The organism is Nocardia elegans NBRC 108235 (assembly GCF_001612845.1).
In the GTDB taxonomy this organism is placed as follows: Bacteria; Actinomycetota; Actinomycetes; order Mycobacteriales; family Mycobacteriaceae; genus Nocardia; species Nocardia nova.
In genome coordinates, this window is record NZ_BDBF01000029.1 from 1 (window position 1) to 20,840 (window position 20,840).

18 protein-coding genes are annotated in these 20,840 nt (G+C 69.3%); 4 read left to right on the forward strand and 14 right to left on the reverse strand.

Annotated elements, in window-relative coordinates; all coding sequences use genetic code 11:
• Positions 1 to 113: 113 nt before the first annotated feature.
• Genes shc through hpnC form a run of 5 tightly spaced genes read right to left on the reverse strand, consistent with a single transcriptional unit; the run spans position 114 to position 6,556 of the window.
• Positions 114 to 2,273: a squalene--hopene cyclase gene (gene shc, locus NE2_RS20605; RefSeq protein ID WP_084494195.1), complete on the reverse strand. Its 2,160-nt coding sequence runs from the start codon at positions 2,271 to 2,273 to the stop codon at positions 114 to 116.
• A gap of 2 nt (positions 2,274 to 2,275) precedes the next feature.
• A complete protein-coding gene (locus tag NE2_RS20610; RefSeq protein ID WP_063028569.1) occupies positions 2,276 to 3,292 on the reverse strand; it encodes a polyprenyl synthetase family protein in 1,017 nt (338 codons plus the stop codon).
• Positions 3,289 to 4,800, reverse strand: a complete 1,512-nt coding sequence (gene hpnE / locus NE2_RS20615) for a hydroxysqualene dehydroxylase HpnE (RefSeq protein WP_063028697.1) — start codon at positions 4,798 to 4,800, stop codon at positions 3,289 to 3,291. Before hpnE ends, NE2_RS20610 begins: the two co-directional genes overlap by 4 nt.
• Positions 4,797 to 5,699: a presqualene diphosphate synthase HpnD gene (hpnD, locus tag NE2_RS20620; RefSeq protein ID WP_307617865.1), complete on the reverse strand. Its 903-nt coding sequence runs from the start codon at positions 5,697 to 5,699 to the stop codon at positions 4,797 to 4,799. The genes hpnE and hpnD overlap by 4 nt, the downstream gene beginning before the upstream one ends.
• Before the next feature lie 2 nt (positions 5,700 to 5,701).
• On the reverse strand, positions 5,702 to 6,556 hold the full coding sequence (hpnC, locus tag NE2_RS37215; protein WP_063028571.1) for a squalene synthase HpnC: 855 nt from the start codon (positions 6,554 to 6,556) through the stop codon (positions 5,702 to 5,704).
• Positions 6,557 to 6,660: 104 nt separating this feature from the next.
• Here hpnC and NE2_RS20630 point away from each other — a divergent pair, with 104 nt between their 5' ends.
• On the forward strand, positions 6,661 to 7,878 hold the full coding sequence (locus tag NE2_RS20630; RefSeq protein WP_063909444.1) for a PucR family transcriptional regulator: 1,218 nt from the start codon (positions 6,661 to 6,663) through the stop codon (positions 7,876 to 7,878).
• 30 nt (positions 7,879 to 7,908) lie between these two features.
• On the opposite strand, the gene crcB (NE2_RS20635) is transcribed toward NE2_RS20630, so the two are convergent.
• The 3 genes from crcB (NE2_RS20635) to NE2_RS20645 form a co-directional block, all read right to left on the reverse strand.
• Complete coding sequence (gene crcB / locus NE2_RS20635) at positions 7,909 to 8,271, reverse strand: fluoride efflux transporter CrcB (RefSeq protein ID WP_063028575.1); 363 nt, start codon at positions 8,269 to 8,271, stop codon at positions 7,909 to 7,911.
• Positions 8,268 to 8,786, reverse strand: a complete 519-nt coding sequence (gene crcB, locus NE2_RS20640) for a fluoride efflux transporter CrcB (protein WP_063028577.1) — start codon at positions 8,784 to 8,786, stop codon at positions 8,268 to 8,270. The genes crcB (NE2_RS20635) and crcB (NE2_RS20640) overlap by 4 nt, the downstream gene beginning before the upstream one ends.
• Before the next feature lie 191 nt (positions 8,787 to 8,977).
• Positions 8,978 to 9,625 carry a phosphatase PAP2 family protein gene (locus tag NE2_RS20645; protein ID WP_063028579.1) on the reverse strand — a complete coding sequence of 216 codons (648 nt, stop codon included), beginning with the start codon at positions 9,623 to 9,625 and terminating at the stop codon, positions 8,978 to 8,980.
• A 184-nt stretch (positions 9,626 to 9,809) separates the two neighbouring features.
• Between NE2_RS20645 and NE2_RS20650 the strand changes: the two genes are divergently transcribed.
• On the forward strand, positions 9,810 to 10,544 hold the full coding sequence (locus tag NE2_RS20650; protein ID WP_063028701.1) for a LysR substrate-binding domain-containing protein: 735 nt from the start codon (positions 9,810 to 9,812) through the stop codon (positions 10,542 to 10,544).
• Between the two features lie 48 nt (positions 10,545 to 10,592).
• Here NE2_RS20650 and NE2_RS20655 read toward each other — a convergent pair whose 3' ends face one another.
• Positions 10,593 to 10,877 carry a DUF2631 domain-containing protein gene (locus NE2_RS20655; RefSeq protein ID WP_106958570.1) on the reverse strand — a complete coding sequence of 95 codons (285 nt, stop codon included), beginning with the start codon at positions 10,875 to 10,877 and terminating at the stop codon, positions 10,593 to 10,595.
• A 162-nt stretch (positions 10,878 to 11,039) separates the two neighbouring features.
• Between NE2_RS20655 and dxr the strand changes: the two genes are divergently transcribed.
• A complete protein-coding gene (gene dxr / locus NE2_RS20660) occupies positions 11,040 to 12,179 on the forward strand; it encodes a 1-deoxy-D-xylulose-5-phosphate reductoisomerase (protein WP_063028705.1) in 1,140 nt (379 codons plus the stop codon).
• Between the two features lie 21 nt (positions 12,180 to 12,200).
• Positions 12,201 to 13,424: a M50 family metallopeptidase gene (locus NE2_RS20665; protein ID WP_063028581.1), complete on the forward strand. Its 1,224-nt coding sequence runs from the start codon at positions 12,201 to 12,203 to the stop codon at positions 13,422 to 13,424.
• Here the strand turns inward: NE2_RS20665 and NE2_RS20670 are convergent.
• From NE2_RS20670 to NE2_RS35105, 5 genes are read right to left on the reverse strand one after another with little or no spacing between them, the layout of a single operon-like run.
• Positions 13,408 to 14,796, reverse strand: coding sequence for a diacylglycerol/lipid kinase family protein (locus NE2_RS20670; protein WP_084494197.1), 1,389 nt, complete (start codon positions 14,794 to 14,796; stop codon positions 13,408 to 13,410). The two genes, NE2_RS20665 and NE2_RS20670, sit on opposite strands and share 17 nt — an antisense overlap.
• Before the next feature lie 21 nt (positions 14,797 to 14,817).
• Positions 14,818 to 16,524, reverse strand: coding sequence for a SulP family inorganic anion transporter (locus tag NE2_RS20675; protein WP_063028583.1), 1,707 nt, complete (start codon positions 16,522 to 16,524; stop codon positions 14,818 to 14,820).
• A gap of 9 nt (positions 16,525 to 16,533) precedes the next feature.
• A complete protein-coding gene (locus tag NE2_RS20680; RefSeq protein WP_084494198.1) occupies positions 16,534 to 19,329 on the reverse strand; it encodes a cation-translocating P-type ATPase in 2,796 nt (931 codons plus the stop codon).
• Positions 19,330 to 19,360: 31 nt separating this feature from the next.
• Positions 19,361 to 20,263 (reverse strand): polyphosphate kinase 2, encoded by a 903-nt coding sequence (gene ppk2, locus NE2_RS20685; RefSeq protein ID WP_174553962.1) that lies wholly within the window; start codon positions 20,261 to 20,263, stop codon positions 19,361 to 19,363.
• Between the two features lie 12 nt (positions 20,264 to 20,275).
• A complete protein-coding gene (locus tag NE2_RS35105) occupies positions 20,276 to 20,536 on the reverse strand; it encodes a three-helix bundle dimerization domain-containing protein (RefSeq protein ID WP_084494199.1) in 261 nt (86 codons plus the stop codon).
• Between the last annotated feature and the right edge of the window lie 304 nt (positions 20,537 to 20,840).

Sequence of the window (20,840 nt, forward strand, 5' to 3'; positions counted from 1 at the left end):
AGCGCCGCCGCGGACCGCGTCCGGTGTGCACCACGGGCGCCGCGGCGGCGCCGCGCAGTGCCGCCCACTCCGAAAGCAAAGGGGCGCAGACGGTACCAGGCCGAGCCATACGGTCAGCTCCCGTCCCGACCGGCAGTACCGGTCCCGTTCGAGCGCGGGGTGTCGACGCTGCGGCCGCCGTGCGAGCCGGTCGAGGTGCTGCCGCGGAGCGAGTCGGCGCCGTCCTCACCGAATGCGTCTGCGCGCGGGCGCCGCTGGACGGCCGCTCCGCCGGTTGCCGCGGACATGACCGGTGCGGATACCGCAGCCGCGGCCACCTTCGCACCCGATGTGGACTGTCGCCGCAGGTACCGCCCCAACGCCCAGACCGGGAACACCAAGCGGTACAGGTGGTAGTTGATGTAGAAATCGCCGGGGAAGCCGGTGCCGGTGAACAGGTCCTCGTCCCAGCCGCCGTCGGGTCGCTGTGTGCGCACCAGCCAGTCGATGCCGCGGCGCACGGCGGGGGAGTCGTGTTCCTCGGCGGCCAGCAGGGCCAGCAGGGCCCACGCGGTCTGCGAGGCGGTGGAGTCGCCGCGGCCGACCCATTCCGGGTCCCGATAGGAGCGCAGATCCTCACCCCATCCGCCGTCGTCGTTCTGATGGGCCTCCAGCCAGCGCACCGCCGCGCGGATCGCCGTCGACCGCGGACTCGTACCCGCCGCGACCAGCGCCGGAACCGCCGCGCCCGTGCCGTAGACGTGGTTGGCGCCCCAGCGTCCGAACCAGGAACCATCGGGCTCCTGATGGTCGAGCAGCCAGCGCACACCGCGGCGGCATGCGCGATCATCGCCGCGGCCGAGGACCGCCAGCATCTCCACCACGTGCGCGGTCACATCGGCCGAAGGCGGATCGGTGACGGCGCCGAAATCGCAGAACGGCAGTTTCGTCGGCAGGATCGAGGTGTTGTCGGCGTCGAAGGCGCCCCACCCGCCGTCGGCGGACTGCATGCCGACCGTCCAGCGCACCGCGCGCTCTATCGCCGCATCCAGCCGCGTGCGATCCGGATGCGAAACCTGGTGCAGCGCGATGACGATCTCGGCGGTGTCGTCGGTGTCGGGGTAGACGTCGTTGGCGAATTCGAAGGCCCAGCCCCCGGGTTCCAGATGTGGCCGGCGCACCTGCCAGTCGCCGCCGGCGGTGATCTGCTCACCCAGCAGCCAGTCGGTGGCCCGCAGCACCGCCGGATCGTCGGGCGCCACCCCGCCGTCCAGCAGCGCGGCCGTCGCCAGCGCGGTATCCCACACCGGTGACTGGCAGGCCTCGAGCCGCCGTACCTCACCGTCCGGGGTTTGTTCGCGGACGACGAATCCGTCCAGGCCCGCGATGCCCGCCCGCATCGCCGGATGATCGAGCGGATAGCCCAGCAGGTGCAGTGCCAGCAGCGAATACACCCACGGCGGCTGAATTCCGCCCCAGCCGCCGTCGGCCTCCTGGCGGGCCAGAATCCACTCCGCGGCGTGCCGCATCGCCACATCGCGCAGCGGATTCAGCGGCAGCCGAGCGTAGGTGTGCAGCACCGTGTCCACGCGCTGGAACACTCCGGCGAGGGAGGTGATCGGCGCGCGGCGGGCCGGGGGCGCGCCGGTACGCAATTCGTCGATACCGAACGGCAGCGGGCGGCGCGGCCGCAGCGTGGCGACCACGGTCAACGGCACCACGGTCTGGCGGGCCCAGCATCCCCAGTCGTAGATGTTGAGCGGGAACCAGGACGGGAACAGCACGAGTTCGGGTGGCAGATTCGGCAGATCGTCCCAGGACCACAAGCCGAACAGCGCCAACCAGATTCGAGTGAAGACTCGCGACGCCTCGATCCCGCCTTCGGCACGCACGAATGCGGCCGCGGCGCGCATATGCGGCGCGGCCGGGTCGTCACCGGCGAGTCGCAACGCCACCCACGCCTCGGCGGTGGTCGACAGATCGCCGGGGCCGCCGTGGAAGGTCGCCCAGGTTCCGTCGGCGCGCTGCTGTGATCGTATCCAGCGTGCCGCCGGCTCGGTCACCTCCGGGGTGGAGATGCCGAGGAACTCCCGCAGCAGCAGATCTTCGGCGTCCATCGTCACGTTGGTCGCCAATTCGCCCTTCCACCAGCCCTGTTCGTGCTGGGACGAGCGCAGCAGCCGCACCGCCGCGTCGGTGGCCGCGCGGACCGCGCTCAGTTCGTCGGCGCCGCGCGCCGGATCGACCGCTGCCCGCCGGTTTGCTGCCGCATTGCCGGTTTGGGTGACTGTCATTCCTATGCACTCCGTTCCACGATGAAATCCGCCAGGTCACAGAGCTCCCGGCGGTACTCGGGGGTGATGGTGACCGCGGCGAGAGCCTGCTGGGCGGTGCGCACCCGCCGCCGGGCCTCCGCGCGGGCCCAGCGCCGGCCACCGGCGGTCTCGACCATGTCGGCGGCGGCCCGCAGATCGTTCTCGCTGGGTTCGCCCGATTGGGCGAGCCACTGCGCCAGCGCCTGACCGGCCGGGCGGCCGGATTCCACGCTCCAGGTGACCGGCAGCGACTTCTTGCGCGAACGCAGATCCGAGAACACCGGTTTGCCGGTCACCGCCGGATCGCCCCAGATGCCGAGCAGATCGTCGACGAGCTGGAAGGCGAGACCGATGTTGTCGCCGTAGGTGCGCAGCGCCGCGACCGTCGCCGGCGGCGCCCCGGCCAGCACCCCGCCGACCGCGGCACTCGCCGAGAGCAGCGCCGCGGTCTTGCCCATGGCCATGCGGATACATTCGGCGAGGGTCACGTCGTTGCGGTGTTCGAAGTCGACGTCGGCGGCCTGGCCGATGATCAGATCCTGGGTCGCCTTCCCGACCAGCCGGGCCGCCGCCACGGCGTGCGGTGAGCCGGAATCGAGCAGCACCTCGTGCGACAGCGAGAGCATCGCGTCGCCGGCCAGCACGGCGACCGGATCGCCCCACACCGCCCAGACCGTAGGCCGATGCCGGCGGGTGGCGTCGCGATCCATCAGGTCGTCGTGCACGAGTGAGAAGTTGTGCACGAGTTCGACCGCCACCGCGCCAGGAATCCCGCACAGCTCGTCGCCGCCGGTGGCGTGAGCGGCGAGCATGGTCAGCCGCGACCGCACCGATTTGCCGCTGTCGGCGACGGCCGGACGGCCGCGTTCGTCGCAGAAACCGAGGTGATAGGCGACCACCGGCCGGATCGCGTCGTCGAGCCGTCCGACGGCGTCGGACAGCGCCGCCCGGACGGCCTGGCCGTCGGCGTCGACCGTGGACAGGATGGTTACCGTCATCTGATCACCTCCGATATCCGCGTGCTGGGTTCGGGCAGACCGGTGCGCTCGGCGGCACCGGCGCGGGGCCGAAGCCCCGACGGATGCGAAATGATCTCGGCCGCAGCGGATTCCCCGCTGCGCACGGCGCCCTCCATGGTCGCGGGCCAGCCGGTGTCGGTCCATGCCCCGGCCAGCGCCAGGCCGGGTAACGCGGTGGCCGCGGGCGGACGCAGCCGCGCGCTGCCCGGTGCGGGCCGGAACGTCGCATGGCGTTCGCGAGTGACGAAGAAGTCGACCACCTGCGCCGTGCGGGCGGCGGGCAGCAGCTGTTCGAGGGCGGGCAGGAATTCCCGGCGCAGCTCGGCGACGGGGCGATCGACGAAGGCGTCGGCGGCCGAGACGGAGACGGCCAGATACTGCGCGCCGGCGGGGAACCGGGCAGGTGCCACCGATGTGCTCGGTGCGGCCGCCGCGGTCTCGACCGGCGCCGAACTGTCTTGTGGCCCGTCCGTGACGTCCGCGCTCCGGCGACCCGCCGTCGCGCGCAAGCCCGAGGCGTCGGTGCGGTCGAAAACCCACTGCACGACCGAGCCGACCCCCGCTCGCAGCGGCTCGTTCATTACCGGCCGGTCGTAGACCACGTGGATGTTGACGATCGGCGAACTGCCCAGGCCCGCAGCCCAATTCGCGGGCAGATCCACCGCGTCGGCGGGCAACAGCGCCTGAGCCGCGGCAGGGGGCACGGCCGAGACGACGGCGTCGGCGGCGCAGTCGCCGTCCCGGGTGGACACCGCCCACCCGTTCGCTACTCGCCGGACGGCCGTGACTCGCTCGTGGACGACCGTGACGCCGGCTGCGGTGAGGGCGGTCCGCGCGGCCTCACCGTGCAACTGCCGCAACGGGATCCGCGACCACCCGATATCGGCAGCATCGGCATCGGTGAGCAGGCCGATCCGGAAGACGGTCGCGGCCAGCGCCAGCGATACGTCGTCGGCGCGCGCGTTGAGCGTGGCGATGCCGACCAGATCCCACAGACTGTCCACGGCGTCGCGATCCTGGCCGTGCGCACGCAACCAGTCCCCGAAACTGGTGGCGTCCGTCCGTGGATCGGCGGGATCGACCGCCCGCAGAGCCGATGCGGCCCGGACGAACCGCACGCGCGCGCCCTGCGACAACCACGGATAGCGCAGCAGCGCCCAGCTCAGATGCAACGGTGCCGGCAACGGCAGCCGCCGCAACCTGCTCGCGCGGCCACCGCCGGAGACGGGGATGTCCAAGCGCGGTTGCAGGTGCACCGCATCCCGCATGCCGAGCCGATCCAGTAGTGCGAGATAGCGGTCGCAGCACCGCAGGAAGACGTGTTGTCCGTTGTCGATCCACAGATCGCCACGGGGAAACGAATGCGTCAGCCCGCCCAGCCAGGGCCGGGATTCATACAGCCGCACCGCATATCCGGCGTCCGCGCAGCGCAGGGCCGCGGTGATCCCCGCGAGCCCGCCGCCCACCACGGCCACCCGCGCCGTCATCGCGGGCCCCACCCGAATGCCGTCATCGAGTACTGCAGCAGGGCGCCGGAGGCGACGCGGGTCTTCTCCCGTGCGCTCAACGACAGCCGCCGGTCGTAGACGGCCACCGGATTGGCGCGGATGCGCTCGTTGAGCCGCCGGTAGATGCCCGCCATCGCCGCGCAGCAGGCGGCACTGCGGCCGTCCAGATGCGGAATCAGCCGCAGTCCCAGGCAATACCAGTTCTCGGCGCGTTCGGCGCCGGTGCGGATCAGCGCGGCCAGTCCGCCGTTGGGATCGTCGAGCGCCCCACCGGCGTCGAGTTCGAGCCGGACGCCGAAGCGCAGCAGCTCGTCCCGGGGCAGATAGACCCGGCCGTTGCCGAGGTCCTCGCGGATATCACGCAGAATGTTGGTCTGCTGCAACGCGATTCCCAGCTGATCGGCATACAGCGGCGCGCACGGATCACCGCCGGAGCCGAAGATCGACAGGCACAGGCGGCCCACCGCCCCGGCCACGCACCGGCAGTAGTGGGTCAACTCGTCGAAGTCGGTGTAGGTGACGCCGTCGACATCGGCCTGCACGCCGTCGATCAGTTCGCCGAACGCGCCCAGCGGCACCGGATAGCGCCGCGCGGTGTCGGCGACGGCGAACAGCACCGGATCATCGGTGCCGGAGCCGCCGGTGACCTTGTCCAATTCCTTGCGCAACAGGGTCAGCGCCTCGGTTTTGGCGGCCGGTTCGCCCTGCTCGTCACCGATATCGTCGATGCGGCGGGCCAGCGCGTAGAGCGCGCACAGCGCCGTGCGCTTCTCCGGGGGCAGCAGCCGGATGCCGTAGTAGAAGTTCTTGGCCTCGGTGCGGGTGATCCGTTCACAGGTTTCGTAGGCCGCCGCGGTGGTCGGCCCGGTCGCGATGATGCTCACTGCGGCACCACCGTGGCCTTGCCGAGCAGCGTGACCATCGAGGCCACGGTGTCGACGTGGCGGGGCCGCACCGGCTGGGTCCACACGTCGCCCTCGGCCGCGCGCAGCGCCCGCGCGGTCGCGCATCCGCCCGCGAGATATCCCGCGACCGCGAGCCGGGCCCACCCGGTGAGCCGGGCGACCAGCGGAGCTCCTTCGCCGAGCATCGCTTCGCAGCGTTCGACCTGGGTCAGGACCACCGCCCGGCATGCCGGATCACCCGGTCCGCCGGTGGCCAACGCCGCTTCCGGCACCCCGGCCGCGGCCAGATCGTCCTGCGGCAGGTAGATGCGTCCGGCCGCGTGGTCCTCGGCGACGTCCTGGCAGTGCTCGAGCACCTGCAGTGCCGAACACACCCGATCCGACAGTGCCAGCGTGTCCGGCGTGGACTGGTCGAAGACCGCCAGGACCAGGCGGCCCACCGGATTCGCCGACAGCCGGCAGTAGCCCAGCAGATCCTCGAAGGTGGCGTAGCGGCCGACGCGTTGATCGAGCAGATTGGCCTCGATCAACTCCTGGAACGCCTGCTGCGGCAGATCGCACGCCGCCACGGTGGGGGCGAGCATCTGGAGCACCGGATCGTCGGGCGTGCGACCCTGGTAGAGACAGGCGAGGTCGGCACGCAGCGTCAGCAGTTGCGACACACGATCGCCGGGGGCTTCGTCGCCGACCTGGTCGATTAACCTGGTGGCTGCGTAGACCGCGTGCAGGTGTCGGCGTGGTTCGCGCGGCAACCACCGCAGCGCGACGGGAAAGTTCTCTTCCTTTTCACGGGCCCGCAGCCAGCGGGCCGGGGCTGTCGCTGCGTCCATGATTCGATGGTGAACGCAACACAGGGCTCAAATCTTCAACCGTCGAGGTGATTCCGGTTGGTGTTTTTTGTATCCGGAAGATAATCGAGTCGGAAAGGACTCGAATGAGCGATTCCCATAATGAAATTCCGATAACACCGGAGGCATTGGAGCAGCTTTCGGAGGAACTCGACGCTAGGATGCCCGATCTCCTGGACGAGGTCCGTGATCTGCTCGCCGCGGAGTGGCCCGACTACGCGCGCTATCTCGACGACCATCGCCCGGAGGTCGCCGAGGTCGGGGTGTTGTTCGTTCATCGGCTCCTGGACCTGGCTGAACACGGCCCCCGCACAGGCGATTCCGCTGGTGAGGGCGTCCCGCCGCCGACGCAGCTGGTCTTCGAACAGGTGGGCCGCCAGCAACTGCACGACGGCGCGGACCTGTCCGATCTGCTCGGCGCCTACCAGGTCGGCGCCCGCGCGGCCTGGCATCACGTCGCGGAAACGGCGCTGAAACTCGATCTCGGACCGGAGGTGCTCGCGGTGCTGGCGGAGGCCGTTTTCGCCTTCGTCGACGAATTCTCCGCGGCCTCCGCGCACGGTTATGTGCTCGAACAGTCCGCCTCCAGTGCGGCCCGGGAACGGCACCGCGAGGAATTGGCGGAAATGTTGCTTTCCGGCCGTTCCGACACGGTCGGAATCCGGCTGGCCGCCGAACGCGCGGGCTGGCAGTTGCCCCCCGAGGTCGCGGTGGTGCTCGCCGATCCGGCCGACGCGCGGTCCTGCGGCGTGGTGGAACATCTGGGCGGTCACTGCCTGCCGATCCGGCGTGACGACGCGGTCGGGGCGATCGTGCCCAGTCCGATGCTGGGTGGGCGGATCACCCGGCTGATCGCCGCGCTGCGGGGCTGTGACGCGGTGATCGGTCATCCGCTCACCTTGGACCTGCTGCCGACCGGTATGCGGATCGCCCGCACCGCGCTGCGGTTGCGCAAGGCCGGCGTGCTGTCCGGGTCGCCGGTGGTGGTCGCCGACGAACTCGACACCATCATCGCCAACCGCGACGAATGGCTGCTGGAAACGCTGCGTGCCCAAGTGCTGCAACCACTTCGGGAACTGCCCGATGGTAAGCGCGACCGGCTGGTCGAAACGCTGCGCAGCTGGCTCTGGAACATGGGCGACCGGCACGCGGTCGCCGACGATCTGCACATTCACCCGCAGACCGTGCGCTACCGCATGGACCGGCTGCACGACCTGCTCGGCGAGCGCCTGGATTCGCCGCGCGAGCGGGCCCGGATGTATCTGGCGCTGGTCTGGGATCAGCCGCACGGACGCGCCGGTTGAGTCCGCGATACCGGCGGTATCCGCGAGATCTCAGCCGACCAGCGCGTGCGTCACGGCATAGCCGAGCAGCGCGGCGCCGAGTCCGGCGATCACGCTGATCACCACGTTCATCGCGGCGTAGAACACGGAGCGCTGTTCGAGCAGCCGGATGGTCTCGTAACCGAAGGTGCTGTAGGTGGTGAGCGCCCCGCAGAATCCGGTGCCGGCGAACGCCAGCACCGGACTGCCGGCCGCACCGCCGGTGAGCCCGCCCAGGATCAGGCAGCCGACGATGTTGACCGTCAGCGTGCCCCAGGGAAACAGACTGTCGTGGCGTCTCTGGACGAACCGATCGGTGAGGTAGCGGGCCGGGGCGCCGAGCACCGCACCGGCGAAGACCAGGACGACGGTCATCGTGCCTCTCCTCGAATCACCTTGCGGAGCAGCGTCATTCGCGCCAGCGTCACCCCGGCGAGGACTGCGAGCAGCGCGCTCAGCAGGGTCGCGGCCAGATAGACGAACGCCGTCACGGCCGAACCGGGTTGCAGCAGATTACGGATTTCGACGGCGTAGGTGGAGAAGGTGGTGAACCCGCCCAGAAATCCGACCCCGAGGAACGGCCGCACCAGTCGATGCGCCGACCACACCTCGGTGATCAGCACCATCAGCACGCCGATCGCGAGGCAGCCGAGCACATTCTCGGTGAAGGTGCCCCACGGGAACTGCCCAGGGCGTGTCGGCAGGAGCTGGGTGAGGCCGTAGCGGGACAGACCGCCCAATCCGCCACCCAGCCCGATCACCGCCAGCACCGCGCCGTGTTCGCGCAGCAGTTCGCGGCGTTGCGACGGGACGTGCAGATCGATATCGGGATCGACGGGCCGGTCGGCGGATTCGCCGGGCCGGGGCTCCTCACGGCGTAGCTCGGTCAACGACGGACTCCTACTCGAACACGAACATGGTGGTACCTCGAGTAGGGACTGTTGGCGATCGTCCGATCACGGTTGCTCCGGCCGCTGCGCCGAAGTGGCGAGCCCCACCGCCACGTCGGACAGAATAGCGAATGCCGGCCGACGGTTCCGGGCGCTGTGCGCGGCCTCACCGAGAACTTCCTTCGCGATGCTCACACCCGGGATGCCGGTGCCGTCGAGGTGTCGGCGACCAGCGGCGCCAGTGCGGAGGACCGCATGCGTGTCACCACCGCCGTGGCGGGGCGTGCCAGCAGCAGACTGACGGCAGCGGCGACCGGAATGGCCAGGATCGCCGACGCCACGACGTCGTGCGGGTAATGACCGCCGACATAGACCCGGCTGAAGGCCAGCACGATCGCGAAGACGGCCGTGATCCAGCCCAGCCGCCGATTCAGCAGATACAGCGCCGCGACGGTCGCCGCGGCGGTGGTGGTGTGACCGCTGGGAAACGAGTAGTCGCTCGGCACCGGACAGGTTTCGATGATGTAGGCGGTCGGCACGCCCCGGCACGGGCGCGGTTCGGCGACGATCACCTTCACCACCTCGGCGGCCAGATAGGCGACCACCACGCTGACCGGAGCCAGCAATGCCAGCGCCATCGACCGGTCGTCACGGCGCCGCGCCTGCCACCAGCCGATCACCATCAGCACCGCGAACACCGCCAAACCGGCATCGGTCCACCAGAGCATCGCGTCGTTGAGCCACCGGGTGTGGTCGGCGAAATCGGTGATGGTGGTGAACAGCGGCCGATCGAATCCGGGGCCGCCGGATGCCATCGGGGCCGGGGAGGGGGTCGTCAACGCATATCCGATCTGGTCTGCCCGGGACGCCGGGGGAGGATGGGAAACGTACTGCGATCATTTCTACCGTGTTCGCCCGGTGGGCACGGTTTCGACCACTGCCGTCGAACTCCGCGTCACCTGGATCGCGTAACGGGGCGCCGTGGATGCCGGACCGGCCCGCCCGGTGCCATACGCTGACCGCATGACCGAGTCTGCTCCCGCCGCGCTGCGCATCGGCTACGTCCCGGGCGTCACCGTCGCCAAGTGGGCGCGGGTGTGGGCCGAACGGTTCCCCGATGTCCCGCTCGAGTTGATCGCCGTGCCGCAGGCGCAGCAGCGCGACGCCCTGGCGCAGGGACGGGTCGACATGTGCTTCGTCCGGTTACCGATCGATCGGGACGGGCTGCACGCGATTCCGCTCTATCACGAGGTCGCCGTGGCGGTGGTGCAGAAGGATCATCCGATCGGGCTGTTCGACGAGGTGAGCCTGGCCGATCTGGAGGGTGAGCGGATGCAGGACGCGACCGATCTCGACGCGGTGGGCGACACCGTCGAATTGGTGGCCGCGGTCGGCGGGGCGGCGGTGGTGCCGCAGTCGCTGGCACGGCTGCATCACCGCCGCGACCTGATCTATCGTCCGCTCACCGATGTCGATCCGACCCAGGTCGCGCTGTCGTGGCCGATCGAGGACGCGGTCGAACTCGCCGAGGAATTCATCGGCGTCGTGCGCGGCCGCACGGCACGCAGTTCCCGGACCGCCGGTGAACGCGATCGGCGCGGCCGGCAGGATTCCGGTGCGCGCGCCGAAGGCGTTGCGGCACAGCGCGGTAGGGGCCGGGGCGACGGTGGTGCGAAACCGGCCGCGCGCCGGGGCGGCGCGGCGAAGCCGGGACGGGCGGGCAAGGCCGGCGGCCCGCGGAAACGACGCGGCCGCTGAGGTCAGCACCTCAGCGGCCGGTCGAATGATGCGCTACGCGACGGTGATTCAGCGCGGCTTGCGCCGGATGATCGAATCGCGGATCAGGACGCCCGCCAGCGCGACGGCGAAACCGATCAGGAAGATGTATCCGGTGTAGCCGGTGCCCGAGGTATGGCCCTGCTGGTTCTCGAACAGCATGGCCAGCAGGATCAGGACGACGACCCATCCGGCGATACGGAAGGTGCGCCGCGATTCACCACTCCAGCCCCAGGCGGCGGAGGGAACCTCGGCGGGATCGACCTTGGTGACGACGCCGGCGCTCTTGGCGGGTTCCAGTTCCGTGGCGGCCACGTTCGCTCCCATCATTTCCGTGTTCGCTGCGGTTCGGGTGCGCGGGGTGCACCGTGAGGTCCGCAGGTCGTGAAGGTGACTGTCGAGAATATGTTTGCATACGACCGGGCGTCGTAGCCAGCGGGGTGACGTCCGCGGCGATTCACCGTGGACAATGAGTGCGTGTCCGACATCGTGAAAGTTCTGCTGCTGGGCAGCACCGGCTCCATCGGCACCCAGGCATTGGAGGTCGTCGCCGCCAATCCGGACCGGTTCCAGGTGGTGGGACTGGCCGCGCGCGGCGGCAATACCGACCTGCTGGCCGAGCAGATCCGCGCCACCGGTACCGGCAATGTGGCCGTCGCCGATCCGGCCGCCGCCGCGAAACTCGGTGTGGCCCTGGCCGGTCCGGACGCGGTAACCGAACTCGTGCGCCGCACCGACGCCGATGTGGTGCTCAACGCCCTGGTCGGCGCGCTCGGGCTGCGGCCGACGCTCGCGACTCTGGAATCGGGGCGGCGCCTGGCCTTGGCCAACAAGGAATCACTGGTGGCGGGCGGCTGTCTGGTGACGCGGGCCGCCACCCCCGGGCAGATCGTCCCGGTCGACTCCGAACACTCGGCGATGGCGCAGTGCCTGCGTGGCGGGCGCGCCGACGAGGTCGCGCGGCTGGTGCTCACCGCCTCCGGCGGCCCGTTCCGGGGCTGGACCGCCGAGATGCTGGAATCGGTGGGCCCCGACGCGGCCAAGGCGCATCCCACCTGGTCGATGGGTTTGATGAACACCCTCAATTCGGCCACGCTGGTGAACAAGGGCCTCGAACTGATCGAGGCGCACATGCTGTTCGGCATCGACTACGACAAGATCGACGTCACGGTGCATCCGCAGTCGATCGTGCATTCGATGGCGACCTTCACCGACGGCTCCACCCTCGCCCAGGCCAGCCCGCCCGATATGAAGCTGCCGATCGCACTGGCCCTGGGCTGGCCCGACCGGGTTCCGGGCACCCTCGCCCCGATCGACTTCGGCACCGCGTTCACCTGGGAATTCGAACCGGTCGACAACGAGGTCTTCCCCGCGGTCGAACTGGCTCGCGCGGCGGGTAAGGCCGGTGGCAGCGTCACCGCGGTGTACAACGCCGCCAACGAGATCGCGGTGCAGGCATTCCTCGACGGTGCGCTGCGATTCCCGGATATCGTGCGCACGGTCGCGCGGGTGGTCGAGTCGGCCGACCGCTGGGCCGCAGAACCCAGTACCTTGGACGAGGTGCTCGCGGCGGATGCGTGGGCGCGACAGCGTGCGCGCACGCTCGTGAGCAACTGATTCAGGAGGGTTCCATACCGCATGGGCTTCGCGATCGGATTCGTGCTGTTCGCCCTCGGCATCACGGTATCGGTGGCGCTACACGAATGTGGCCACATGTGGGCGGCGCAGGCCACCGGCATGCAGGTGCGCCGCTACTTCGTCGGCTTCGGGCCGAAGGTGTTCTCGTTCCGCCGCGGTGAGACCGAATACGGCCTCAAGGCGCTGCCGCTGGGCGGTTTCTGCGATATCGCGGGGATGACCGCGCTGGACGAGGTCCCACCCGAGGACCTGCATCGCGCGATGTACCGGCAGGCCACCTGGAAGCGGCTGGTGGTGATGTTCGGCGGCATCGCGATGAACTTCATCCTGGGCTTCCTGCTGATCATGCTGCTCGCGGTGGCCTGGGGGCTGCCGCGGCTGGATTCGCCGCCGGCCACCCAGATCTACCCGGCCGGCTGCGTGCCCGCGCAGAACCCCGACGGCTCGATGCAGAAGTGCACCGGCCCCGGCCCGGCCGAACGCGCCGGTCTGAAGCGCGGCGATCTGGTGACCGCGATCGACGGCAAGCCCGTCAAGACCTGGAACGACTTCCGCTCGATCACCGAGAAGGCCAACGGCCCGGTCGTCTACACGGTGAAACGCGACGATCAGACCCTGCAAATTCCGGTGACCCCGGAGCGTGTGGCGACCTATCCGCTGAAGTCCACCGACAGTTCCGAGCGCGTCACCACGCCGGTGTACGTGAGTAAAGTCGGTGTGGCACAGGATGTGTACAGCCCGGTCAAATACAACCTGATCGCGGCGGTTCCGGCGTCAGCGGCCTTCACCGGCGATATGTTCGGCCGTACGTTCGCTTCGCTCGCGCAGATGCCGGGCAAGGTGGTCAGTCTGTGGCACGCCGTGACCGGCGGCCAGCGCGACGCCGACACACCGGTGAGCGTCTACGGCGCCAGCAAGATCGGCGGTGAGACGGCCGAACACGGATACTGGAACATGTTCGTGCTGGTGCTGGCCAGCCTGAACTTCTTCCTCGGCGCGTTCAACCTGCTGCCCCTGCTCCCGCTGGACGGCGGCCACATCGCGGTGGTGATCTTCGAGAAGCTGCGCAACATGTGGCGCAACCGCAAGGGCCTGCCCAACGGCGCTCCCGTCGACTACATGAAACTGCTGCCCGCTACCTATGTGGTGGTGGTGATCGGCGGGGCGTACATGATCCTCACCCTGGTCGCCGACATCGTGAACCCGATCAAGCTGTTCCCGTAGCGGATTCGGCGCTCGCGCGGCCGAGCGCCAGATCGCGCAGGCGCAGCCAGTCCAGAGCGGCGGCGGCAGGGCGGGTTCCGGGGCGGTTGCGCGGTACGCGCACGCGCAGCGCGCCGGGTTCCACGACGCATCGCACCGGTGTGTCGAGCAGCAGCGATTCCCCGTCGACGCCGACGGGGATTGGTGAGCTCTCGGCCTCGACGACGACTTCGGACGCGGTCTGCTGGGTCAGTCCGTGGCCGTGTTTGCGACGGATCAGCCCCAGAGCCGCGCGGGTATCGGAGACCGAGACCGTGACCGCCCCGAGCACGCCGCGGTCGAGGCGGTCGCGGCGGCTCAGCCCGGCGAGATCGCTGGTGCCGTAGGGGTTATTGCTCACCAGCACCGCCTGCGGGCCGGTGACCGTGGTGGCGCCGATACGCGCCACCAGCGGGGTCCCGCTGTGGCCGGCGAGCAGATCGGGGAGCAGGCGCAGGACGGTCGCGGTCTTGTCGTCGCGATAGGCGGGGCTGCGCACGATCTCGGCGTAGACGCCGAACGAGGCGTTGTTGACGAACGGCCGGCCGTTGATCCGGCCGAGGTCGACGCGCATCTCCACGCCGTCGCGCAAGGCGTCGAGTCCGGTCGCCGGATCGGTGCGGTCGAGCCCGAGGTCCAGCGCGAAATGATTGCGCGTGCCCGCGCTGAGCACGAGGAACGGCAGGTCGTGCGCGGCGGCGACCCCGGCCACGAGCGCTTGGGTCCCGTCGCCGCCCGCGACGCCCAGCAGGTCCGCACCTCGTTCGACGGCCTCTCGAGCCAGGGCGGCGACATCGACGCGGCCCTCCATCAGCACAACCTCTGCGCCCAGCTCCTCGGCTCGGCGCCGCAGATCGAACTTCGCGACTTTCCCTCCCCCGGAGCGGGGATTCATGATCAGGAACGGTCGTCGCGGTGGCGGCGCGGCGTATTCGATCGCCGTCGTGTGGGAGTCACCCGGCCGCAGCGCGGCGCGAGCACAGAACATGGACGCGAAGGCCAGCGCGCCCGCCACCAGCACGACCCACAGCAGGCCGGTGCGCACGAACATGACGAGAACCACGATCGGCGCCGCCACCGCCACGATCGCCGACACCCACCGAATGGCCCCACGGTCGCTCACGAACCAGTACAGCGCGGCCACCGTCACCACCACCCCGCCCGCACCGACGATCAGCAGCGCGAGGGTACCCAGCACGTCGGCGAACACGACCGGCACCACGACGGCCGCACCGGCGAAGACGAAGGCTGTTCGCGCCCAGCGTGATCGGCCGCGCAGCGTGCGACCGCCGTCGTTCGCGGCGTCGCCGGATCGGCGGTGCGAGGGTGGCTCTTCGGCGTAGATGTGGTTCATGGCAGGCCTCGTCCCGGGCGCTCAGGTATCGGTCGTGTGATCGGATCGGTGCTGGAAGGCATCGACCGCGGCGTCGACGGTGGGGTAGAAGTGCGTCGCGTCGAACCGGTCGCCGACGCCGAAGCGGATGATCGTGTCCTTGATCGGCCCTTTCATCTCCGCGAAGGCCAGCCGGATCCCGCGGCCCTCGAGGTACCGGTCGAGATCGACGAGTTCGTCGACGGCCGTGGTGTCGAGGCCGGTGATCGGTTCGGCGGCGACGACCACCCATTCGACCGGGTACGGAGCCCGCGCGACGAGCGAGCGCACGTAGTCGTCGAAGATCTGGCCGTTGGCGAAGAACAGGGGCGCGTCGAAACGGACCAGGACCAGGCCGGGGAAGCGGTGTCCCTCGGGGTGGCGTTCGATGTCGTGGAAACCCGGCCGGTCCGCGGTGGCGACGAGTTCGGTGCGGTACGGCTGCCAGGCCCGCGCGACCACCGCGACGAACGACAGCCCGATCGCGACCAGAATGCCCTGCAGGACGCCCACCAGCGCGACGCCCAGGAACGCGGCCACGGCGAGGCCGAATTCGACCGTGCTCATCCGCCACATCCGAACCAGGCCGCGAACATCGATCAACGCGGTGGCCGCGACGATCACCACCGCCGCGAGCGTCGCGTCGGGAAGGTAGGCCGTGAGTCCGGGGGCGATGAGGACGAACAGCAACACCGCGGCCGCTCCGACCACACCTGCCAATTGCGTATGCGCACCGTTCTGTTCGGCGACGGGAGTGCGAGAGCCGCTGGCGGACACGGGAAATCCACCGAACAGCCCGCCGGCCACGTTGGCGACGCCGATCGCTTTCATTTCCGTACTGCCGTCGACGTCCTCGCCGTGGCGCGAGGCGAACGTGCGCGACAGGACGCCGCTGTCGGCGAAGGCGATCAGCGCGATACCCGCCGCGGGCCCGATCAGGCGAGCGACCTCGTGCCAGCCGACCCCGCCGAGCGAGGGCAGCGGCAGACCCTCGGGCAACGCGCCGACCATCCCGATCTCGTCGGTGAGCCCGGCGGCCGCGGAGATCACGATGCCGGCGACGACCGCGACGAGCACACCGGGCACGATCGGCAGCCACATCCGGAAGATCACGATGACGGCGAGTGATCCGATACCGACGGCCGCTGCGACCGGGTCGATGCCGGAGTGGACGACCGTCCGGACGATGGCCGCGATCTCGGCGAGCAGACCGGTCTCCTCGACCGAGAATCCCAGCAGTTTGGGCACCTGCCCGACGACGACGATCAGCGCGATGGCATTCAGATATCCCAGCCGGATGGGTTTGGACAGCAGTTCGGTGACGAATCCGAGGTGCAGGAAACCGCCGACGAGCAGGATGAGGCCGACGAGTACGGCCAGTACGCCCGCCAGCGCGAGGGCGCTGCCGGGATCACCGGCGGCCGCCAGCGGCAGCACCGCCGCCGCGATCAGCGGCGCCAGCGACGAGTCGGGGCCGAGAACGAGGATTCGCGACGGGCCGACCACGGCGTAGGCGAGCAGCGGAACGATGGTCGCGTACAGGCCGGCGTAGGCGGGCAGCCCGGCGGCTTCGGCGTAGCCCATGCCCGCGGGGATCAGGAGCGCGGTCAGGACGAGGCCCGCGGTCACATCCGCGCGCAGCCAGTCGCGGTGATATCCACGCGCGGTCGCGATTCCGGGCAGCCGGCCGATACTGTCTCGCCAGCCCACGGCCGCGCCTCAGTGAGCCCGGGCGCGCAGCGGCGTCACCGCGGCCGCAGTGTCGAGCGGAATTTGCGGTGCGCTGTGGCGGATGCGCCTGCGCCGCAGCGCCTTCTCCGCCTCGATCGCGATCGGGATCAGCACCGACCAGCCGAGACAGGCCAGCCACTGGCCACCCGTCAGCGATGTCGTCATCAGCAGATCCTGCAGGAAACCCAATTCCACGGCAAGCACGGTGACGACGACCGGGATCGACAAGATCTTCAGCGCACCGAGAATCGGTGCGGTGAAACCGGATTCGGGATCGCGGCGCATCGCCAGCCCGGCGAGGGCCGAACCCAGCGACAGCACCACGAAGGTCGTCGTCATCGGCACCGAGGCGGTGTCCGTACTCATCTCGCCGGGAGCCAGCAGCATGGCGGCAAGGGCGACCGCGAACTGCAGCACACCGTAGGCCAGCCACTGCGCGAACGCGGTCCGGTTGGCGATCGGCATCGCCGGATCGCGCGGCGGCTTGTTCATCAGATTCGCCGGCGGCGGGTCGGTCATGATGACGGCGACCGGGAACAGCGTGATGAAGAAGTGCTGGAACAGCACCATCAGCGGGGTCAGCGCGACGCCGTGGTTGATGTCGAAGATGCTGGCCACCAAGAACAGCAACACCAGGGAGAACAGTTTCGACATCTGATACCGGATGTAGGACACGATTTTGTCGTAGATGGCGCGGCCGAGGCGGATCGCGGTGATCAGCGTCCCGAAGTTGTCGTCGGTGAGTACCATCTTGCCGGCCTGTTTGGTGACCTCGCTGCCCGAACCCATCGCGACGCCGATATCGGCCTTCTTCAGCGCGGCGGCATCGTTGACCGCGTCACCGGTCATCGCCACCACCGCGCCGCCGCGCTGCATCACGCCGGCCAGCCGCAGCTTGTCCTCGGGGGTCACGCGGCCGAACACGTGCAGATTCGGCAACGCCTCGGCCAACTGCTCATCGGTCATGGCTTGCAGTTCCGCGCCGCCGACCGCCCCCGGCCCCAGCCCGAGTTCGGCTCCGATCGCGGCGGCGGTGATCGCGTGGTCGCCGGTGATCATGCGCACGTCGATCCCTGCCTCGTGGGCGATGCGCACCGATTCGACCGCCTCGGGCCGCAACGGGTCGATGATGCCGACCATGCCGACGAAGGTGAGATCTTCGACCAGCGACATGGGATCGGCCCGCGCGGGGTCCTCCTGGCCGTCGAGGATCCGGACGGCGAAGGCGAGAACGCGCAGTCCCTGCTCCGACATGCTGCGCATCGCGGCGGTGATCTCGGCGCGCGCCTCGTCGATCGGCACCTCGGTGCGGCCCGGGCGGTAGGCGCTCGCGCAGCGGGCCAGGACCATATCCGGTGCGCCCTTGACCAATTCGACGAATCGAGTCCGATCGTCGACGCGCAGATGGTGGAAGGTGGCCATGAATTTGTAGGCCGAGTCGAAGGGCACCGCGGCGACGCGCGGGTAGGCGCGGCGGGTGAGGGGAGCGTCGACGCCCAGCTTGGCCGCCAGCACCACCAGGGCGGCCTCGGTCGGATCGCCGACCACCTCTCCGGTGTCGGACACGGTGGCGTCGCTGTCCAGGCACAGACCATAGGCGAGCAGGGTGAAATCCGGGACGCCCGCACCGGCGGCCTCGGTGACCGTTCCGGATGTGCTGTAGCCCTCTCCGGTCACGCCGTACCAGCGGCAGTGGAAGAACAGCGATCGCACCGTCATCTGGTTCATGGTCAGGGTGCCGGTCTTGTCCGAGTTGATCGCGCTGGTCGCGCCCAGCGTCTCGACATCGGTGAGGTTCTTGACCACGGCCTTGGCGTCGGCGAGGCGGCGGGCGCCGTAGGCCAGCATCGCCTGGACGAAGGTCGGCAGCCCGGTGGGAATCGCGGAGACGCCCATCGAAATGCCCAGCAGCAGTACCGCTGTCACATCCTGACCGCGCAGCGCGCCGATCACCACGATGATCGCCACCGCCGTCCACGCGATCACCCCGAGCAGTTTCGTCAGCGAATCCAGCTCCCGCTGCAGCGGTGATCTCGACGGGGGGACCGCCGACAGCATGGACGCGATCCGGCCCATCTCGGTGTTCATCCCGGTGTCGGTGACCACCATGGTGGCGGTCCCCCGGGTGACCGAGGTGTTCTGATAAACCATGTCCCCGCGGTCGCCGAGCGGCACGTCCGCCGCGGCTAGAGTGCCGGGATCCTTGGCCACGGGGGCGCTTTCACCGGTGAGCGCGGCCTCCTGGGTCTCCAGCGTCGCGGACGTGACGAGCCGGCCGTCGGCGGGGACGATATCGCCCGCTTCGAGCTGGACGATATCGCCGGGCACCAGCTCGAGCGCGTCGAGCTGGGCCAGCACTCCGTCGCGCACCACCCGCGCCTGCGGCGACTGCATCTTCGCCAGCGCGTCCACGCTCGCGCGCGCCACGAGTTCCTGCCGCGTGCCGAGTACGACGTTGAGCACGACCAGCACCGCGACCACGACGGCCGTCGGAATCTCGCCGATGACGACGCTGACCACCACCACCGCGACCAGCATCAGGTTCATCGGATCCCGGAGCTGTCGCAGCGCGACGGCCCACGGCGCCGGTGCGGGCTCGGCTGCTATCTCGTTGGGGCCGTAGCGTTTACGCCGCTGCTCGGCCGAGGCGGTGGTGAGTCCGGCGTGCCGGTCAGAGGACAGCGCGGTCACCACCGCGTCGGCGTCGCGGGCGTGCCAATCGGCAGGTTGGGATGCCGGTGCACCGGCCGACGGATTCCGGGGCACCGCTTGTGTGTCCGCCATAACGCTCGTCCTCTCCCTCGGCTCGCAACTCTCAGTACGGCGTCGGAATCCAGTGCAGCGGCTGCGGTGGGACGCGATAGCCGTTCGCGCTCTGCCGATCCGGTAGCACGACCTGCGGCCGATCGAGCGGCTCGTAGTCGATCCGGCCGAGGAGGTGGCTTATGATGTTGAGCCGGCCGCGCTTCTTGTCGTCGGTGTTCGCGATATACCAGGGCGCCCAGCCGGTGTCGGTGAAGTGGAACATCTCGTCCCGTGCCCGCGAATAGTCGTACCAGCGGTTGTAGGAGCGCAGATCCAGATCCGACAGTTTCCAGATCTTGCGGGGGTCGTCGATGCGGCTCTGCAGCCGCCGCGTCTGCTCGTCCTGACCGACCTCCAGCCAGTACTTCAGCATGATGACGCCCGAGTCGACGATCTCGCGTTCCACCGTCGGAATCAGCTCGAGGAAGTGCCGGGCCTGCTCGTCGGTGCAGAAACCCATCACCCGTTCGACTCCGGCCCGGTTGTACCAGCTGCGGTCGAAGATGACGACCTCGCCGGCAGCCGGCAGATGCGGCAGATAACGCTGGATGTACATCTGCGACTTCTCCCGCTCGGTGGGAGCAGACAGGGCGACGACCCGGAACACCCGTGGGCTCACTCGTGCGGTGATGGCCTTGATGACTCCGCCCTTACCGGCCGTGTCGCGGCCCTCGAAGACGAGGCAGATCCGCGCGCCGGAGGCCTTCGCCCACTCCTGCAGTGCGACCAGTTCGGCCTGCAACGGCCGCAGTAGGCGCCGGTATTCCTTGTTCGATATCGGCTCGTTCGCCGCTGTGGGTTCTCGCGCGCCGGACAGCTCCGCCGGGCGTCGCGGCGGACGGTGGGAACGCTCGGTGAGCGTGTTCCCCGGGTTGTCGGCCCGGCGCTTGCCGTGGCGGGACTTCTTCCCCACGTACTCGTCTCCTCAGATGACCGTCACTGCGCGCGTGCCGCGCGGACGGGTGCGAGACGCAGGTGCCGGTGTTCCTGCGGCCCGGATGCTGATCGATTGCCGAGCTGCCTTCTCGACGAGCAGAGGGACGAAGTCGTGTACTCGCGCATCGGAGAAGCGCTTATGGATGTCGCGCACGATGAGTTCTATGTCCCCGGGCGGGACGGACGGGTGACGCGCGATCAGTCGCTCGATGACTTGTTCGACCTGAATCAATTCCTCATCGCCGGTCATCGGTCTATCGTCTGCCCGGCGGCGATGGTCGTCAAGGCACGAATCGGGCGCGAAATTCGACCGCGCCTTGCTCTTTCGTGATTCGTCATATCCACCTCCAGTGGCGGTTCCCTGTCGTGCCGTCTGATCTGCGGTGTTCGTCTTTATACGCAGAGTTCGTGGCGATCGGACGCGGCCGACGCGGATCGGAGTAAAGGGGTCGCGTCCGGTGGCGATCGGCGAAACTTGATCGGATTTCGGCTACTTCGATCGGGTACGACGAAACGGAAAACAATCGACCGCATCAGGTGCAATCGCAATTCGA